The sequence below is a fragment of the Marinobacter sp. bablab_jr008 genome, from assembly GCF_016464145.1.
Lineage (GTDB): Bacteria > Pseudomonadota > Gammaproteobacteria > Pseudomonadales > Oleiphilaceae > Marinobacter > Marinobacter nauticus.
Genome location: NZ_JACDWW010000073.1, coordinates 1 through 16830, shown reverse-complemented (window position 1 = coordinate 16830; position 16830 = coordinate 1). Strand labels below are relative to the sequence as shown.

At 55.0% G+C, this 16830-nt stretch carries 20 protein-coding genes and 1 pseudogene; 13 read left to right on the top strand and 8 right to left on the bottom strand.

The window, feature by feature from the left end; all coding sequences use genetic code 11:
- Positions 1-22: 22 nt before the first annotated feature.
- The 3 genes from JIF53_RS14235 to JIF53_RS14225 form a co-directional block, all read right to left on the bottom strand.
- The gene (locus JIF53_RS14235; RefSeq protein ID WP_011784788.1) at positions 23-496 is read right to left on the bottom strand and encodes a DUF2271 domain-containing protein; all 474 of its coding nucleotides are present in this window, start codon (positions 494-496) and stop codon (positions 23-25) included.
- Between the two features lie 54 nt (positions 497-550).
- The gene (locus JIF53_RS14230) at positions 551-931 is read right to left on the bottom strand and encodes a PepSY domain-containing protein (protein ID WP_011784787.1); all 381 of its coding nucleotides are present in this window, start codon (positions 929-931) and stop codon (positions 551-553) included.
- 76 nt (positions 932-1007) lie between these two features.
- Positions 1008-2324, bottom strand: a complete 1317-nt coding sequence (locus JIF53_RS14225; RefSeq protein ID WP_011784786.1) for a ferric reductase-like transmembrane domain-containing protein — start codon at positions 2322-2324, stop codon at positions 1008-1010.
- 167 nt (positions 2325-2491) lie between these two features.
- On the opposite strand from JIF53_RS14225, the gene JIF53_RS14220 reads away from it, so the two are divergent.
- The 5 genes from JIF53_RS14220 to ltrA all read left to right on the top strand — a co-directional run bounded on the left by JIF53_RS14220 (position 2492) and on the right by ltrA (position 7464).
- A complete protein-coding gene (locus JIF53_RS14220) occupies positions 2492-3157 on the top strand; it encodes a response regulator transcription factor (RefSeq protein WP_011784785.1) in 666 nt (221 codons plus the stop codon).
- Positions 3147-4472: an ATP-binding protein gene (locus JIF53_RS14215; RefSeq protein WP_199453020.1), complete on the top strand. Its 1326-nt coding sequence runs from the start codon at positions 3147-3149 to the stop codon at positions 4470-4472. Before JIF53_RS14220 ends, JIF53_RS14215 begins: the two co-directional genes overlap by 11 nt.
- A complete protein-coding gene (locus JIF53_RS14210; protein WP_011784783.1) occupies positions 4463-5602 on the top strand; it encodes a helix-turn-helix domain-containing protein in 1140 nt (379 codons plus the stop codon). Before JIF53_RS14215 ends, JIF53_RS14210 begins: the two co-directional genes overlap by 10 nt.
- Positions 5603-5818: 216 nt before the next feature.
- A complete protein-coding gene (locus tag JIF53_RS14205) occupies positions 5819-6400 on the top strand; it encodes a DUF6448 family protein (protein ID WP_011786660.1) in 582 nt (193 codons plus the stop codon).
- A gap of 218 nt (positions 6401-6618) precedes the next feature.
- The gene (gene ltrA, locus JIF53_RS14200) at positions 6619-7464 is read left to right on the top strand and encodes a group II intron reverse transcriptase/maturase (protein ID WP_081265577.1); all 846 of its coding nucleotides are present in this window, start codon (positions 6619-6621) and stop codon (positions 7462-7464) included.
- Here ltrA and JIF53_RS14195 read toward each other — a convergent pair.
- The 5 genes from JIF53_RS14195 to phnC are packed head-to-tail and all read right to left on the bottom strand — an operon-like array spanning position 7379 to position 11801.
- On the bottom strand, positions 7379-8239 hold the full coding sequence (locus tag JIF53_RS14195) for a LysR family transcriptional regulator (protein WP_199453018.1): 861 nt from the start codon (positions 8237-8239) through the stop codon (positions 7379-7381). The genes ltrA and JIF53_RS14195 overlap by 86 nt on opposite strands.
- A complete protein-coding gene (locus tag JIF53_RS14190) occupies positions 8233-9243 on the bottom strand; it encodes a phosphonate dehydrogenase (protein ID WP_011783502.1) in 1011 nt (336 codons plus the stop codon). The genes JIF53_RS14195 and JIF53_RS14190 overlap by 7 nt, the downstream gene beginning before the upstream one ends.
- Before the next feature lie 9 nt (positions 9244-9252).
- Positions 9253-10083: a phosphonate ABC transporter, permease protein PhnE gene (gene phnE, locus JIF53_RS14185; RefSeq protein ID WP_011783501.1), complete on the bottom strand. Its 831-nt coding sequence runs from the start codon at positions 10081-10083 to the stop codon at positions 9253-9255.
- A 10-nt stretch (positions 10084-10093) separates the two neighbouring features.
- Positions 10094-10957 carry a phosphate/phosphite/phosphonate ABC transporter substrate-binding protein gene (phnD, locus tag JIF53_RS14180; protein WP_011783500.1) on the bottom strand — a complete coding sequence of 288 codons (864 nt, stop codon included), beginning with the start codon at positions 10955-10957 and terminating at the stop codon, positions 10094-10096.
- Between the two features lie 4 nt (positions 10958-10961).
- Complete coding sequence (gene phnC, locus JIF53_RS14175) at positions 10962-11801, bottom strand: phosphonate ABC transporter ATP-binding protein (RefSeq protein WP_011783499.1); 840 nt, start codon at positions 11799-11801, stop codon at positions 10962-10964.
- A 510-nt stretch (positions 11802-12311) separates the two neighbouring features.
- Between phnC and JIF53_RS14170 the strand changes: the two are divergent.
- The 8 genes and pseudogenes from JIF53_RS14170 to JIF53_RS14135 form a co-directional block, all read left to right on the top strand.
- Positions 12312-12677 (top strand): annotated as a pseudogene (locus JIF53_RS14170) (Tn3 family transposase); the annotation flags it as partial.
- 386 nt (positions 12678-13063) lie between these two features.
- Positions 13064-13372 carry a hypothetical protein gene (locus tag JIF53_RS14165; RefSeq protein WP_223268882.1) on the top strand — a complete coding sequence of 103 codons (309 nt, stop codon included), beginning with the start codon at positions 13064-13066 and terminating at the stop codon, positions 13370-13372.
- A 110-nt stretch (positions 13373-13482) separates the two neighbouring features.
- On the top strand, positions 13483-13788 hold the full coding sequence (locus JIF53_RS14160) for a hypothetical protein (RefSeq protein ID WP_011784777.1): 306 nt from the start codon (positions 13483-13485) through the stop codon (positions 13786-13788).
- A 99-nt stretch (positions 13789-13887) separates the two neighbouring features.
- A complete protein-coding gene (locus tag JIF53_RS14155; protein WP_199453016.1) occupies positions 13888-14400 on the top strand; it encodes a DUF411 domain-containing protein in 513 nt (170 codons plus the stop codon).
- A 10-nt stretch (positions 14401-14410) separates the two neighbouring features.
- On the top strand, positions 14411-15265 hold the full coding sequence (locus JIF53_RS14150) for a WD40/YVTN/BNR-like repeat-containing protein (protein ID WP_199453014.1): 855 nt from the start codon (positions 14411-14413) through the stop codon (positions 15263-15265).
- Entirely contained in the window at positions 15258-15689 is a 432-nt protein-coding gene (locus JIF53_RS14145; RefSeq protein WP_011784774.1) for a c-type cytochrome, read from the top strand. Before JIF53_RS14150 ends, JIF53_RS14145 begins: the two co-directional genes overlap by 8 nt.
- Positions 15690-15725: 36 nt before the next feature.
- Positions 15726-16202 (top strand): hypothetical protein, encoded by a 477-nt coding sequence (locus JIF53_RS14140; RefSeq protein WP_011784773.1) that lies wholly within the window; start codon positions 15726-15728, stop codon positions 16200-16202.
- A gap of 26 nt (positions 16203-16228) precedes the next feature.
- The coding region (locus tag JIF53_RS14135; RefSeq protein WP_199453012.1) for a cytochrome c biogenesis CcdA family protein at positions 16229-16830 on the top strand (602 nt) is incomplete at its 3' end.

Below are 16830 nucleotides of genomic sequence, written 5' to 3'. Positions count from 1 at the left end.
AATAGCCGATGCTCCTGGTGAATTATTGAAGCTCGTAGGTCAGAGCGCGCACGTAACCACGTCCTGAAACCGGCTTTCCGGACCCTTCGGTGGTCAGGGGGGCTATCACATCGGCTCTGATATCGCGCATATCTTCAACAGCAGAGTCGACTCGAACCTCATAGCCGTTGTCGATCAGCGAATCATCGAGGTTCAGAGTCACTTTCAGCGTGCGGCCACTGGTAACACTGGCGCCAGTCAAGCCGTCATACTCTGCAGGATCAAGCCCACTGCCCCGGGCCCAGCCTCCCAGGTGTTTGTAGTATTTAGATTTCTTCCCGGAAACCCAAAGGGTACCCTGATACTCTCCGGCGGCATCGGTAAGATACAGCGCCAGATAGGCTCCATCGCCGCCGTAATTCTGTAGTTCCGTAGTGAAGGTCACGTCACGGGCCTGGGCGAATACCGGTAAAGCCAAGGCGGCGAAAAGGCTGCAAGTGAGAACAAACGTTTTCATAAATGGTCTCCAAAAACCTGATGAACGTTAAAGGAACAGGGCAAATTCGCTGAGTTACTCAACGGTAACCGTGGGACGCCCCTTGACGATGCCGTTGCGTGGCGCCTGACTTTTGGGATTGTCCTGTCCATTTTTCCTGTTGCCGCGGTCCCTCTCCTCATCGTCACTGTCTTCACGCTCCCATTTCATCATGGTCAATGAAGCGGGCGCGAAAGAGGCTTCTGCCCTGACCCCATCGGCATCGAGGCCCCGGACTTCATAACAACCGTCGTCAACCTTTATTCGGTGAACTGTCCAGCCTTCGGCTTCCAGCTTTTCACGCAGATTTTCACGGGGCTGCCAACTCGCCACCGGATCATCGCAGTCGTCATCGGCCACTGCGGTACCGCTCAGAAGTAACAAAGACAGGCTCAGAATAATGGGTTTGGTCTTCATGGTGTCTCTCCTGCTGGTTGTGTTAAATCCACTCTAAGGCGCTAACCTGACAACGACCTGAACAAACGAGGCCATTTCAGCGGAACTGAAAAGCTTCTTTATGGAAGCGAGTCAGGCGGAAGGGTGCTGCCCGCAAGCCGTTTCTAATGGCTTCCCCCAGCCCTGCCGGGCCGCAGAACCAGACCTCTGCGCCTGCTGCCGAGCGTCCGTTGGTAGACAACGTCTCGGCAGACAACCTCTGCCCCTTGCTGCTGTCATGAATCTCGAGGTGTATCCCGGGAAAGCCATCGCAAAGCGCCCGAAGTCGATCCACCATGGGATCCTGGCCGGCGTTGCGCGTGCAGTAATGCAGATCGGCTTCAGGCACGGTGGCGTCGGTGGCGCTGCTTAGAGCTTCGAGCCAGGCCAGAAACGGCGTGATCCCGATGCCACCGGCTATCCAGATCTGGTGGGATTTGCGGTTGCGGCGATCGAAGTTAAAACAGCCGTAAGGGCCTTCTATATTTACGGTTTGCCCCACGCTGATTTTTTGGCTCAGATTGCGGGTGAAGTCGCCGAGCGATTTAATGATGAACGTAACCGTGCCATTTTCCCTATCGGCACTGGCAATCGTGAACGGGTGCGCGCCCTCTAGTCGGTCGAAGGTCACAAAGGCGAATTGCCCCGCACGGTGACCGGGCCATGCCGGCCCCATGTGGCAGGTAACTTCGGTGACGTCCCGGTCTGGTGTTTTGATCGCGGTGACCATGCCGCGAACCTGGCGACGACGACCAACTCTGCCGGTCAGGGATAGCCCGCTGGCGATGCTGCCGCCAAAGAGCAAAATGGCCATCAGCACACCGATTGGCTGCTGCCACCATTGCAGCGGAGTAAGCCACGCCGCGTGGAAAGCGAGCAACAGATAAAGCACCGGCATGCCGCGATGCAAATAGCGCCAGTATTTGTAGGGGAACTTGCGCAACAAGGTGATCAGCAGCATGGCGAACAGCAGATAGATGGCGAACTCCCCTACCTCTTCCGCCGCATCGCGCATGGTGTCGATGAACCCGGAATAATCCTGATCGTGCAGCTTGCCGGCTTTTCCGAACACCGACTCTATTACATCGTCACCCATTTCAATCAGCCAATGGGCGGCGGCGAATACCACTGCCAGAATGCCCGCCCATTTGTGGGTGCGATAGATCTGATCCAACCCGCCCAGCGGTCTCTCCAACCAGGCTGGGCGCAGTGCCAACATCATGGCTAGTGACATCAGAGCAATGGATAACAGCCCACTGAGCAGCAGGCTCTGGTCATAGACTGCCCAGGGAGAACCGGCCCCAGGACCTGCAAAGAGGTTCCAGGCCCATAGGCCCAAAACCAACACAACGAAAGGAAAAATCATCCGCATCATCACATCTCCTGCGATCGGTACCTGGAATATTCCCCCGAAGGCTAGCGCCCAAACCTGACAGCCAGCTGAAGGTCGGTGAAGAGAGATCGAAGCGTTATTGACCATTCAGGCTGTTGTCAGGTTCGAGCTGTAGTATCTTGATTTCAGGGCTGGGTCAGAGGTGAACAATGCGGGTTCTTTTGGTGGAGGATACGGCGGGATTGGGCGAGGCGGTCCGGGATCAGATTGCGGACGACGGCCACGCCGTGGACTGGGTGCAAACTCTGCGCTTTGCTGAGGCGAGTATCAGGACCACAGCCTACGACCTGATTCTGCTGGACCTGATGCTGCCCGACGGCCATGGCTTCGGCTTTTTGCGAACGATCCGGGCTACCGGAATAACAACACCGGTGATCATTCTGACCGCCAGGGATCAGGTGTCTGACCGGATTGAAGGATTGAATGCCGGTGCTGACGACTACCTGGTCAAACCCTTTGATCTTTCGGAGTTGTCGGCCCGCGTGGCCGCGGTGGCTCGCCGATATCGCGGCAATCCAAGCCCGATCATACAAGTGGGCGAGCTGATGATTGATCTTGGCGATCACCGCATCAGTCGCAACGGCCTGCCGGTAGAACTTACGGCACGGGAGTGGGCATTGTTTGAGGGCTTTATCCAGCGACCCGGAATGCTGTTATCGCGATCGCAACTGGAGGATCGTCTATACGCTTTCGGGGCCGAAATCGAAAGTAACACCATCGAAGTTTATGTCAGCCGTCTGCGTAAAAAGCTGGGGCGGGACGCCATCGTAACCGTCAGGGGAATGGGCTATCGCCTGGAAACACATGGCCATTAGAACCAGTCTGCAAAAAACACTCGGTATCGGCCTGACGCTCGGCGTCACCCTCCTCTGGCTGCTGGGCGTGACCGCTTCGGGACTGGTGGCGCAGCACGAAATGAACGAGGTCTTCGACAGTGCCCTGGAAGAAACCGCCCAGCGAATACTGCCACTGGCGGTCACCGACATCCTGAACCGGGAGAACGGAGCGGGCAATCAAAAGGCCCCAGCCCTGAAAGACCATGACGAATATCTGACTTATCTGGTACGGGATGAACACGGAAATATTCTGCTCCAGTCCCACGATGCAGACCCTGGCGTGTTTAGTACAATCCCCGCGGAAGGGTTTTCAGACACTCTGACCCACCGGCTATATGGCGTATCTGCAGTCAGTAATACCATCTATCTTGAAGTGGCCGAACCCTTGGCGCACCGGCGTGAATCCGCCCTGGAGGCGGGTTTGGCCTTACTGATGCCTTTAATGGTTTTGATTCCGGTCAGCCTGGTGGGTGTCTGGTGGATTGTCCGGCTTTCCCTTCGCAAGGTGGTCGATTTTCAGCAAGACATTGAATCCCGCGGCGCGGGAGATCTGTCCCCTGTTGTAGAAAAGCACTTACCCCGTGAATTCGAACCAATCGCTATTGCCGTCAACCGACTGCTTGAGCGATTACACCGTGCACTTGAATCGGAACGGAGCTTTACCGCCAACAGTGCCCATGAACTGCGGACACCTCTCGCAACAGCACTCGCCAAAGTGCAGCGGCTGAAAACCAGAGTGCCCGATGATCATCTGAAGAACGATGTTGCGGAAATTGAAGAAGCGTTACGCAGTCTGTCTGTGCTGTCCGGAAAACTGCTCGAATTGGCAAAAGCAGAAGGCGGCGGTGCACTCTCACAAAGCCAGCAGGACCTTGCGCCCATCCTCGCGATGATAGCCCGGGATTTTGAGGACCATGCACCCGGGCGAATTGTTTTATCGCTGCCGGAGCGCGAAGCGAACTCCTTTCTTGATCCCGACGCCTTCGCCATCCTGGTGCGTAACCTGATCGAGAATGCCCTTAAGCATGGTTCCCGTAGCGAGCCGGTGAAGATCAACCTGAACGATAATGGGGTTTTAAGGGTCTGCAATGGCGGTGCAAGAGTGCCACCGGAACAGCTCGCTCTTTTAAGAAACCGGTTTGCACGCGCCAAAACGGACGCTGCAGGTTCTGGCCTGGGCCTCGCGATTGCCGATGCGATTGCTAAAGGTGCCGGCATGACCCTGCATCTCAGATCGCCGGCAACAGGACGGCAGGATGGTTTTGAAGCGGAGCTGAATCTGGCATGTATCTGACACTCACCGACATTGTGCTGCTGACGAGCATCATTCAATCGCTGGCTCTTGCCGTTTTTCTCCTACTTCCATCCAACAGTGGGCTCATATCTAACCGACTCCTGGTTGCCACTCTGGTGTTCTTCGCCGCCGGGCTGGGAGAGATCTTCCTCTATGGCAGCGGGCTTGCGCTCCAGTACCCAAACTTCGCCTACCTCGGAACACTCATCGGACTTCTACAAGCCGGCTCGCTCTATCTATATGCGCAATCGCTGATGTATCAGAATTTCCAGTTACGCGGGAAGCATCTCGTGCACACGTTGCTCTTCTGGGTGGTCGGCGCAATTTTTCTGATTGAATATTATTTACAGCCAAGCGAGACCAAAGTTCAGATTCTGCTTGAACGGGACCACCCGGGCGTACTTACCTCTCCCCTTCTTGCAGTCGCTATTCACGCGGTCTTTCTGGGCTACCTGTACGCGACTATTCGTGCGATTAACCGTTTCGGCCTTGGTATTCGACAGATTTTCTCGAGTATTGAAAACAAACAACTTGCGTGGTTACGGACGCTTCTGATCGGCTATGCAGTGGCTTGGACCGTGAGCATGATGTACTGCCTTACAGCGCATGTGTTTAGAAGCGTGCCTGGAACCGAGTGGGTGGCCGGCGCTGGCGCTGTAACGGGCTTCATTTTCATCAATTTTCTGATGATAAACTCTCTTCGCCAACCCGTTGTTTTCTCTGGATTGGCAGCAGACCAGGCCGCCTTGCTGGAAGAAGAGCCCACGCCGCAGTTTGATCAAACTTTAAAGGTCAGGCTCCAACAGTTAATGCACCAGGAAAAGCCCCACTTGCACCCCAACCTGACCCTGGAACAACTTTCACGGAAATTGGGCGCCCCTTCAAGAGAGGTTTCACGGGCCATTAACCAAGGCTTTGGCTGCAATTTCTTTGAGTTCGTCAGTCGCTATCGCATCGACGAGGCGAAATCGCGCCTGGCCGATGCAGCCAATCAGGCAAATATTCTGCAAACTATGTATGACTCTGGCTTCAACTCGAAGTCCGTATTCAACACTGCTTTCAAGAAAGAGACAGGATTTACCCCCAGTGAATATCGCCGACGAGCCCTGCAGGGCGATATCCGACCCTAGCCACGATCCTGAACCTGGCTACCCGGCGTTCGAGTACGCTCTCACCCGATACTGAAACCTCTATCCTTTTGAATTATATATTTTATTTCCAAACCGATGGAATCGGTTCGGTTTCGTACCTGAGAACGCTTCTTTGACCTCCCTTCCGTACTCTGATTGCCAAGCGCCACCAAACCCGGTGCTCGTGAAGCTCAACGCACTATGAGGAGGTCATGTATGAAAACCAAATTACGCAAAACCACTGTTCCCGCAGTGGCCGCAGCAATCTTCAGCCTGATGTTTGCCGGTAGCGCCCAAGCTCATTGTGATGCTCTGGACGGTCCCGTGATTACCGAAGCCCGTGCGGCACTGGAGTCAGGCAATGTTAAGCCCTTGCTCAAATGGGTGCCGGCAAAGGATGAGGCCGAAATCAAAAGGGTATTCGCCGATGTGCGCCAAGTCCGCGGGCAAAGCGAAACTGCGAAAAACATTGCCGATCAGCATCTGTTCTCGACGCTCGTTGAGGTTCATCGTGCCTCCGAAGGCGCACCCTTTACCGGCATCAAGCCTTCCGGACAGATTGATCCGGGTTTAATGGCGGCGGATGCGGCGTTGGAAAACGGGCAAATTGATCGCCTCGTGGCAAATATAACCCGCAAGATCGAGAACGGTATTCGTGAGCGTTATCATGAGGCTCAGCGTACAAGGGCCATGGCTGATCAAAGCGGCGATAAGGGGCGTGCCTTTGTCGCTGACTACGTCAATTACATTCACTATATAGAGGGCGTGCATGGCGCTGCTGGAGGGCAGGGGCACTAATTCCTATCTTCACGCAGACGCAAAGCAGGCTGACGGCCTGCTTTGCCGTTGTATTCATTTCCAGTTTCGCCTTCGGCTGAATTGGTACCATCATTCTATTAAGGCGCATCAAAAAACATAAATGAAGCCAACACCAATCTCCGCTTCATAATCATTCCGGGATATCGGGCAGCCATATTACTAACTGAGGGGCGTGCTGTGTTTTATCTAATTTCGGTATTTCCGCAATTAGAGAAAAAAATTCCAAGCGCCAGGTATGGAAGGCGTATCAGCGCGTTAAATCAAATCGAGGTGCGGCCGGTGTAGATGGCCAGACGATTCAGGACTTTGATCGAGACTTAAGTAAGAACCTCTATCTAATTTGGAATCGGATGTCGTCCGGCAGCTATTTCCCACCGTCCGTCAAAGCAGTTCCAATTCCGAAGAAAAGTGGAGGAGAAAGATTGCTCGGGGTACCCACGGTTAGCGATCGTATAGCGCAAACTGTGGTTACTATGACGCTGGAACCTATCCTGGAACCTGTCTTTCATGTGGACTCGTACGGGTATCGGCGCGGGAAATCCCCGCATGATGCGCTTGCGATCACGCGAAAGCGGTGCTGGGAAAGGGACTGGGTGCTGGAGTATGACATCCGTGGCTTGTTTGATCATATTGATCATGAGCTATTGCTCAAGGCCCTTGACCACCATTGCTCTGAATCCTGGGTGCTGCTGTATGTGAGGCGCTGGCTAACGGCACCGATGCAGACGAAAGATGGTAAGCAGGAACGACGGAACGTTGGCACACCACAAGGTGGCCCGTTATCGCCAGTTCTGGCAAACCTGTTTCTGCATTATGCATTGGATCGTTGGCTGACCGTTCGTCATCCGGATATCCCATTCTGCCGATATGCAGATGACGGAATACTGCGTTGTCGAAGTGAGCGTGAGGCTCAGTATCTGCATTCCCAGCTAGATATGCGTGAGGTGGACCCAATAGCTATTCACAGAGATGCCCAACAAACGAGTATACTGGCCTGTGTTTGTCCAGGCTGCTCGGATAAATCACCATCAGCTCCTTGCTAAGGCCAGGCTCACTCACGGGAATAGCCACCAGACTTCCATTTTGGACCTCCTCCCGTACAGAACTTTCAAGCACCAACGATGCGCCAAGTCCGACCTTAACCGCTTGCTTGACGGCTTCGGTGCTACCCAGCTGCATAGATACCGTCGGAAATGGCCCATGCTCACCGAAGTAGGTCGCCAAAAGCCGGCCAGTGCCGGTGCCGGGTTCGCCGCCGATCAGAGCCATGTTAGACAGCGTATCGCGGTCGATATCGGTTCGACGGACTAACGGGTGACCAGGCGGAACGATTAGAACAACGGGCTCGTTACGCCACGCCTGAGCATGGAATCCGGGTAGATCATGCCACCACTCCATAATCGCCACGTCCAGCTCACCGTCCGATAAATGCCGTGCAATAGTCGGATTGGAATCTATTACCACATCCACCTCGGGCCCTACGCCCAGCTCCTTGTAACGACGGATGTAGGGCTGGAGCATATAAATCCCAATATTGGAGCTCGCCCCAACGCGAAGTCGAGCCTCCATAATGGAAGATCTCGCCTGCTCCTCCAGCCGGAGCAGACTTCGGGCAAAAGGCAACAAGGTTAAGGCAGCCCGGGTTGGCTCACAGCCAGAGCGCCCCCTGTGGACCAATAAAACGCCAAGTTGGTTTTCGAGTTTTTGAAGGTGCTGGGACAGTGTGGGTTGTGCGATGTCCAACTGGCGGGCTGCGGCCTGAAACCCGTTGTGGTCCAGCACCGCCACGAAACTCTTCAGCCAGACAAGATTCAGCATGGGCCGCTCTCGCGGCCACTGGGATCATTGATCGCATCACCCGGCCGCTCACCCCGAAGCACTTGCAGAATGTTCCGAGCAGCGCGTTGCTCGATAGCCAGACGCACCTGGCTGACTGCCGATCCGATGTGAGCAGTAAACAGCGTGTTGGGGTGGGCCCTGAGCCCCTGGGCGATCTCCCTCGGACGATCTTCTCTCGCCCAATCTTCCATCTCAAACACATCAGCGGCGTACCCCCCCAACTGACCGGATTGAAGCGCTTGCAGAACACTACCCTCATCCACCACAGATCCACGGCAGGGATTGATAAGGAATGCGCCCGGTTTCATTCCTGTTAGCGTTTCGCGATTAATGGTGTGGAGAGTTTGCTCATTGAGCGCCAGTGCCAGGATCACAATATCTGACTGGGCCAGCAGCATCTTGAGGGGAGTATGGGACAAACCCAGTGCCTGCTCATGCTGCACGGGTAAACGTTCCGGCTGGGAATAGATTAAATCCGCTCCCCATCCGTTCAGGCGCTGCGCCACCGCTTGGCCGATGGCCCCCATACCCACAATACCAATCCGTGAGCCTTCGATCCCCTGCCCATAGAAGCGTGGTGTCCAGCCAGTAAATTCACCGGATCGAACGAAGTGGTCCGCCGCCTTGACTTGTCGGGTGAGACTGATCGTCAGCCCGACCGTTAGCTCTGCAGTAGGCACGGTTAGCAAATCCGGTACAAATGTCAGCCAAACCCCATGACGCGTGCAGGCATCCACATCAAAGTTGTCATAGCCTTTCAGGGCTGCACCAATCACCTTCAAGCGCGGACACCCCTGTAGGAACTCCACTCCAACTCGGTCTGGCATGAACGCCATCATCGCATCAGCGTCTGCAACGCGCGCAGCCACTTCCTCCTGGGGCAACGTGGCGCCGGATTGGTTGGTGACCAGCTCGCAATCTTGGGCAAGTTCATCCAGAACACTGTCATGGATCTTATGGGTTATCACAACCTTGGGTTTCATCGACGTTCCTTATTTGAATTTCTTACGAAGGCGGCCACTGAGACTGTCCACGACGGTGACCATCAACAAGATGACAATGAGAATGGCGCTGACTTCCTGATACTGCATGATTCTCAGCGAGCCCATCAATTCGAAGCCAATACCACCGGCACCCACCATGCCCATTACGGTCGAGGCACGGAAATTGTATTCCCAGCGATAAATGGACACGTCCGCGAATTGAGGAAGTACTTGTGGCAGCACGGCGTGATAGAGCACCTGCAAGCGAGTAGCGCCGGCAGCATCGGCCGCTTCCACTGGCGCCTCATCTACATGCTCAATCGCTTCGGCAAAAAACTTTCCAACCATGCCAATGGAGTGAAGACCGAGCGCCAGTACGCCAGGCAACGCCCCAAAACCAACAGCAGCCACGAAGATGATGCCCATGATCAGTTCCGGGACTGAACGCAAACCGTTTAAAAGGGTTCGAGTTACTTGGAACACCACCGGATGTGGAGAGGTGTTGCGCGCAGCCAGGAATGCCAGTGGCACAGACAAGGTTACTGCAATGGCAGTACCGGCAATGCTCATCGCAAGCGTGTCGATTAACGGCGACACCCAGCTGGCCACATTGGTGAAGTCAGGTGGAAGAGATTCGCCAATGAGTGTGCCTATGGCTGGCACGCCATTGGCAAGTGTATTGAAATTGAGCAGCCCTACGTACCAACTTGCGACAAAAATGATGAGCAGCACTAACAGCGACTGTCCGAGTTTTTTCCGCCAGCCTTTCGCGTGCTCATCCAGCACGGAGGCCGACGGGGCCGGCGACAGAGTCGCCGGTTCCGTCGTTGTATAGTTCATGGGGCACTCCTCACATTTTTGCGAAATCAAGATTGAGCAGGACACCCATAGCGCGGATGACATCGTAATCTTCGTCGGTAATTGCCGCGAATCCCTCAGCCTTCAGGTTGTCGAGAATCTCCGGGTCATCGATCTGCAGAAAGGCTTTCTGAATGTTGCTCTTCAGCTCAGGGGCCAGGTTCGAACGCATGGCCCAGGGGTATTGAGGAAAGTCACCGCTGTAGCCCAGCACTTTGACCTTGCTCCGATCAATCAAACCGCGGTCCATCACATGCTCGAAGATAACTTCGGACAACCCTCCGGCGTCGGCATTGCCATTGGCGACGTTAACCGCAACAGCGTCATGGCTACCGACGAAATGAGCCTCATAGTCCTTTCCGGCTTCGAGCTCTGCCTTCTCAAGGAGTACGGTCTTGGGGATCAGGTGGCTGGAAGTGGATGCGCGGTCACCGTAGGCCATTTTCTTGCCTTTGATATCCGCGAAGGAGCCAACGCCAGAGTCCGCATTGGCAATAATGATGGAGCGATAAGTCGGCTTCCCGTCTACCACCATGGCGGCAAAGGGTTCAATGTCACTCTTACTCTTGGCCATCACATAGGACAACGGACCAAAGTAAGCCAGGTCAATTCGGCCAAAACGCATGGCTTCGATCATGGAGGAGTAATCGGTGGTAACAATCAGTTCTACTTCCTTACCAAGAGTGGTTTCCAGGTAATCCTTCAAAGGTTGGTTTCGCTTGATCAGTTCTGACGCGTTCTCATCCGGCAGCAAGGCAACTTTCAAAAGATCAGGGTCTGTATCTGCGGCATGGGCTGACCAATGGATGCCGAGCATCATTATCAGAGCCAGCAAAGAGTGAATCATTGTCTTCATTGTGCTATCTCTCCAGTACGTCTGTCGTTATCGGGGTGGTCTTAGGTTTATGGATGGCTGGTTTGCCTTCCGCAGCTACCACGCTGGGTGAACGGTGGTAAATCTCGTCCAGGTGTTTCGATTTCAGGTTTTCAGGAGCATCGTCAAAAACGATATGAGCGTTCGAAAGGCCGATGATCCGGTCTGCAAAACGCTGGGCGTATTCCAATTGGTGCAAGGAAATAACCGCGGTGATTCCATCTTCCTGACAAATATCGCGCAGTAGGCCGAGTACCTTTTCAGAAGTGGCCGGATCCAGGCTGGCAACGGGCTCATCGGCAAGAATCATGGATGGTTGCTGCACCAATGCTCTGGCGATTCCAACCCGCTGCTGCTGGCCGCCGGACAACTGATCTACTCGGGAAAGCGCTTTGTCAGCCAGACCTACGCGGTCGAGGCATTGCAGAGCCAACTCCAGGTCCTGCCGGGGCAGGGGAAGCAGGCTTCGCCAAGTACCGTGATACGCAAGTCTGCCTGTCAGCACATTCTGTAACGCGGTGTATCGTTCGATCAGCTGGTGATGCTGGAACACCATGGCGGTGCGGCTGCGGTGCTGTCGCAGGATTCTACGGTTGGTCAGTTCACCAAACTCGCCAGACACAACCTTCCCGGTTGTGGGCTTAACCAGGTGATTCAGTGAACGAAGCAGAGTGGATTTACCCGCGCCTGAAAGTCCCAGTAGCACGGTGAATTCGCCCTTGTGAAAGTGAACGTTGGTGGGTTTGAGCGCGAGGACGTTTCCCGGGTAGGTTACGCCCATACTCTCGACTCGAAGCATCACATTGGTTGATTGAGTTGGCGCCACAGGATCACCTTTTGCAATAAATAAGCTCGCCGTATTGCGAGTTACAATTGAACGGTAAAGCTGAGAGATGACACTGTCGTGTCACTGACGTGACAGGTTGATGAAGTGCTTTTGGTTCGCAAGGATTTTCCGAAGGGCTCTGTGAAATACATGGAGCTCAGCCAAAGTGGAACGAGCCACCCAGGAGCTTAAGCAACAAAAATTGCGTTCCACCGTCAGTCGGCGAATCTCACGGTACAGTTCGTCCGTGCTGAGTTCATCGAATTGCTTACCGACTATACTCTTGCCTTCGAGGAGGTCGGACGCGCTCTCCAATAGGTCGCGCTTCCAGGTGCTGACTATGGTGGGGTGGATCTGGAAACGGGCAGCAATTCAAGGTGTGGCCTTAAGGGTGGGCAAGGACAGCCTTGCACTTACTAATTCGAAATAAAGTAAGCGAACATTACCCGGAGATATAAGCCAAATCCGGATGGCCAAAAAACGATTTCAATAGTCGTGGCAATTTTTGCAAACGTCGAACTGCGTCGCCGCGTGCAGGTTGGTTTGAATAAGGGCGAGGCTAAGAACGCGCTGGCTCGTGCCGTCTTCCTGAACCGGCTCGGTGAACTCCGCGATCGCAGTTACGAGAATCAACGCTACCGTGCAAGCGGACTCAATCTCGTCGTCAGCGCTATTATCCTTTGGAATACGGTTTATATGGAGCGGGCGGTTCAAGCACTGCGCGAAGACGGCCGGGATATCGACGAGACGCTTCTGCGGCATCTTTCTCCCTTGGGCTGGGAGCACATCAACCTGACCGGCGACTATATCTGGCAGCAGGACAAACAGGTCGAACAAGGAAAGTACCGATCGTTACGAACACTGCAGAGGTCTTAGCGTACGATTTTTTCCGTTTCGTGAGCTGACCCCATTCTGTCCCCCATCCCTTCAACCACGCGTAATCCTTCGTCGAGCCTTTGAATGTCTGCGAGATGACACTCCGTCGTATTCGCCCGATTAGCCAAACGCCACTGTTGCCAGTCCTCCTCCGCGCCAAAATAAGACGTTCAGCTAGTCATCGGAAAGTCCACTCCCTTTCCGACCGGGCGAGTGTGTTTTGGGAATAGAAAAGTGCTAAGATCTTCGGAACTGACAGAGTAATTGCATGTCAGAGCTCATGTCCTCAAAGCTTGGTGCTAAAGATCAGGATGTCCGCAAAGAACCGCCCAATCATCTCCCTATTGCTATCACTGCTTCTTGTGATCAGCGCGCCGGCGTTTGCTTTGTCAAAAGTAGCAGGCGGCCAGGCGGAGCCAGCGATGGCGGATTGCGGCACCATGATGATGGACCAGACTGAAGACACCGCTTACTCCTCAGACACAGAACCGGATTGTGTTTCCGCCCCGGAAATGGCCTGTCCAAGCGCCACTGGGCCGGTCAAATGCGGCGTCAACGTAAGCTTTGCCCTACTACCGGGGCATTCTATCGGTTTTACCGACACCGGTTCCCAAACGGTGTTGATCGGCCGAGCGGCCCTTTACCAGAATCCGTTCCTGGCCTCTATTACACCCCCTCCAGAACATCACTCCTGAGTTTTAACCCGGGTTTTTGCCCATCGCGGCAAGCTCTTTGAAGTTAATTCTTGCAACAAAGTCTCGTACTTCCGTTCATCCGTAACGAGGCTTTAACTGGAGTGAATCAAATGCGTAATTCAAATCTCAAGCTCACCGTAACCGCCGCCGTTCTGGCCGGCAGCGTCGCCCTTTTCTCTGCCCTTGCCCATGGCGAAGGCGCCGGCATGATGGCTGGTCATTCCGAACACAGCCGCATGATGTCCTCGCACGGTATGGAGGGTATGGGCGGCATGATGGGGATGATGAACATGATGTCAGATATGTCCCCGGAAGACCGTAAAGCCATGACCGAGGCTTGCATGAAGATGATGCAGGCTCATAGCGACGATGGCATGCCTGGTGGCATGAAAGACAAAGACACCGGCGCCAAATAACCATTTGGGCACCCTCATGAACTGAAGCTCTGGGCCGGGGATGCATGTGCACCCCCGAGCCCTGCACTGCCCATAAGCGATTACAAACGAGGATTTCCCATGAAGACCAAGAAACTCGCCCTGTATACGGGTATAGCCGCTATCGTTATCGGCGCTGGCGCCACCACATTGGCCCTCCAGGCCGACGAATCCGCCCAGCCGTCGGCTTCTCTAACCGAGAGTGAAGAGGCAGGCCAAACCATCACCATCTACAAGAGCCCCAATTGCGGTTGCTGCCAGGACTGGGCCGAGCACCTCGCGACCAATGGCTTTGACACCCGAATCGTTGAAACCGACAACCTTAATGAAATTAAACAGCAGCATGGCGTGCCACGCGATATGGCGTCCTGCCACACCGCACTGGTTGATGATCTGGTGATTGAGGGGCATGTGCCGGCCAATGACATCCTGGCCTACCTTGAGGATCCGCAATTCAACACGGCCGGCTTGTCTGTACCCGGAATGCCCCATGGCACCCCTGGCATGGAAACCGGCCGGAAGGACGATTACCAGGTCATTGCCTTTAACGCCAATGGCCAGCAACAGGTTTTCCGTGAGCACAAGGATTACTGAGGTCAGCCCTATGAGAGCAATGGTTTCCCGCCTGAATTCAGCAGTCTCCAGACTTTTTCTGTTCGCGTTCGTGGCTGTCATGCCGACCCTGGTTCAAGCCCAGTCTGTGAATGAGGGCCAAGCAGTGAGAGCGCTGACGACGGACTCATCTGGCGCTTTGCTGGTGCTTCGGCAGAGCGGTCTGTTTGCCCTGGATAGCCAGAACACTACCGAGATCCCCCTGCCACCGTCCGATTCCGGCGCCCAGCCCCGGTCCATGGCAAAGGGCGGAGACGAAAGCCTGTACCTGGCAGGGCCTGGCCTTGGCATCTGGCGCTATGACGAGGCCAGCAAGCGTTGGCAATCCCTCAATGACACCCTGCCGGACCTGGGTGTCACGGCGATTGCCGCCCACGCCACCCAACCGGATACGCTCTACGCCTATCTCGGTGACGGCGGCATGTTCCGATCCAGGGACGACGGTGCCGAATGGGTGAAGGTAGACAATGGCCCTCGGGAGCCGGTGCAGGCCTTCCTGCACTCCGATATGCCAGGCAGCATGGAAAGTGGCTGGCTGTTCGCCGGCACCACCCGCGGTGTGGCCCGATCCATGGACTGTTTCTGCTTCTGGGGCGATGCCGGCGAATTGCGAGGAACTGTTTCCGCCATTGATTACGGTCCTTGGGCCCCGGAAAACGTCTACGCCGTGATCGAGGGGGAACTTCACCGCAGTTCTGACGGTGGCGAAACCTGGGCTGGCCTTGAGATACCCCAAGCGGTGACCGCTCTGACGTTCTCGCCCACGGAAAGACTCGTGGTCGGCACTGAAAACGGAGAGTTGCTTTCGCAGAACGCCTCTGGCGAATGGGTTCCTGTTTATGAATAAGTGGTCTTTCCCGCTGGTCTTGCTCGTTGCCCCGGCCCTTGTGATGGCGGGGGGCGCGCCAACAGACAGTGGCAGCGTGCCGGCCGGAGTAACCGAGGGCCGCCAGATTTATGAGCAATACTGCGCCGCTTGCCACGGATGGCAGGGTGAAGGTGCGGCCGACTGGAACAAACCGGATGAGAAAGGCGAAATGCCGCCACCGCCTCACGATGAGACAGGCCACACCTGGCGCCACAGTGATGCCATGCTGTTCAGGATGATTGCCGAGGGATGGCGGCATCCCTTCAACAAAACAGACCGCCTGACCATGCCAGCATTTGAGGACACCCTCACCGACCAGGAAATTCAGTCGGTGATCAACTACCTGAAAACACTCTGGACCGAGGACCAGCGCCGCTATCAACCTAACGAAAGTCAGGAATAACGAACAACCCTCCCTCAAGTCTTTGGTAACTGGAAAATGGCATTGAAACAGCTTTTTAAGAAGTGGTCATGGTTATTCGGCCTCATCGGTTTCAGCATTGTGGTCACAGCAATCTTCGTGCTGCCACAGTACCTGAAGCCTGATCTGGATGCCGGTGTTACCTTTTACGCCACCGAGGGATGCGCACCTTTCAAAGGTCAGTGTATCGGGCGAAAGGGCGATCAAACCATCACAGTCGGCTTAGGTAATGAAGCCATCGAATCGATGACAGAGATTCCCATCCGTGTGTATCTCGGCAACGTGACAGCCGACTCCCTGATCGTGGATTTCGAAGGGCTTGAAATGTACATGGGCGTGGTCCGCACCCAGCTGTTACCGCATACCCAGGGTGTTTACCAGGGAACCATTACCCTGCCGGAATGCGGTACCGGCAAAATGCTATGGCGCGCACGGGCCATCATCGACAACGGCACGTCCAAGGAAGGCATCAAATTTGATTTCTGGGCGGTTTAACGAACTAACAAAACTTAGGGGGCTGAATGCCTGATCTTGCAACCTGGCGAATTGCCGCCGCGTTTGCCGGAGGTCTCGTGTCGTTTTTCTCACCCTGTACTTTACCCTTGGTTCCCGGCTACCTGTCGGTTGTTACCGGAGGCGCTCTGACTGAGGCTTCAAATCGGTTGAAGGCGTTCTGGCTGAGTCTTTGTTTCGTGATGGGGTTCAGTCTCGTATTCGTTGCCCTGGGAGCAAGCGCCAGTGTTCTTGGGCAATGGCTGATGGCTTATCGTGAAGAGGCCAACCTGGTGGCTGGCGTGCTCATCGTGTTAATGGGCCTGTTTATGTTGGGTTGGTGGAGCATGCCGGCGTTACAGCGGGACTGGCGCATTGGGCAGTCTCTTGAAGGCGGGCGCCCCACTGCCGCCTTCCTCCTGGGCATCGCGTTTGCCATCGGCTGGACACCCTGTATAGGCCCCATACTCGGGGCCATATTGGCGCTCAGCTCCACCCATGCCAATGCTGAGGCTGGCATGCTGTATCTGGCGGCGTATTCGTTCGGGTTAGCTCTCCCTTTTCTCGGAACTGCCCTGTTTATTGAACACTTTCGGCAACGAGTACGCTGGCTCAGTCGCTGGAGTAGACT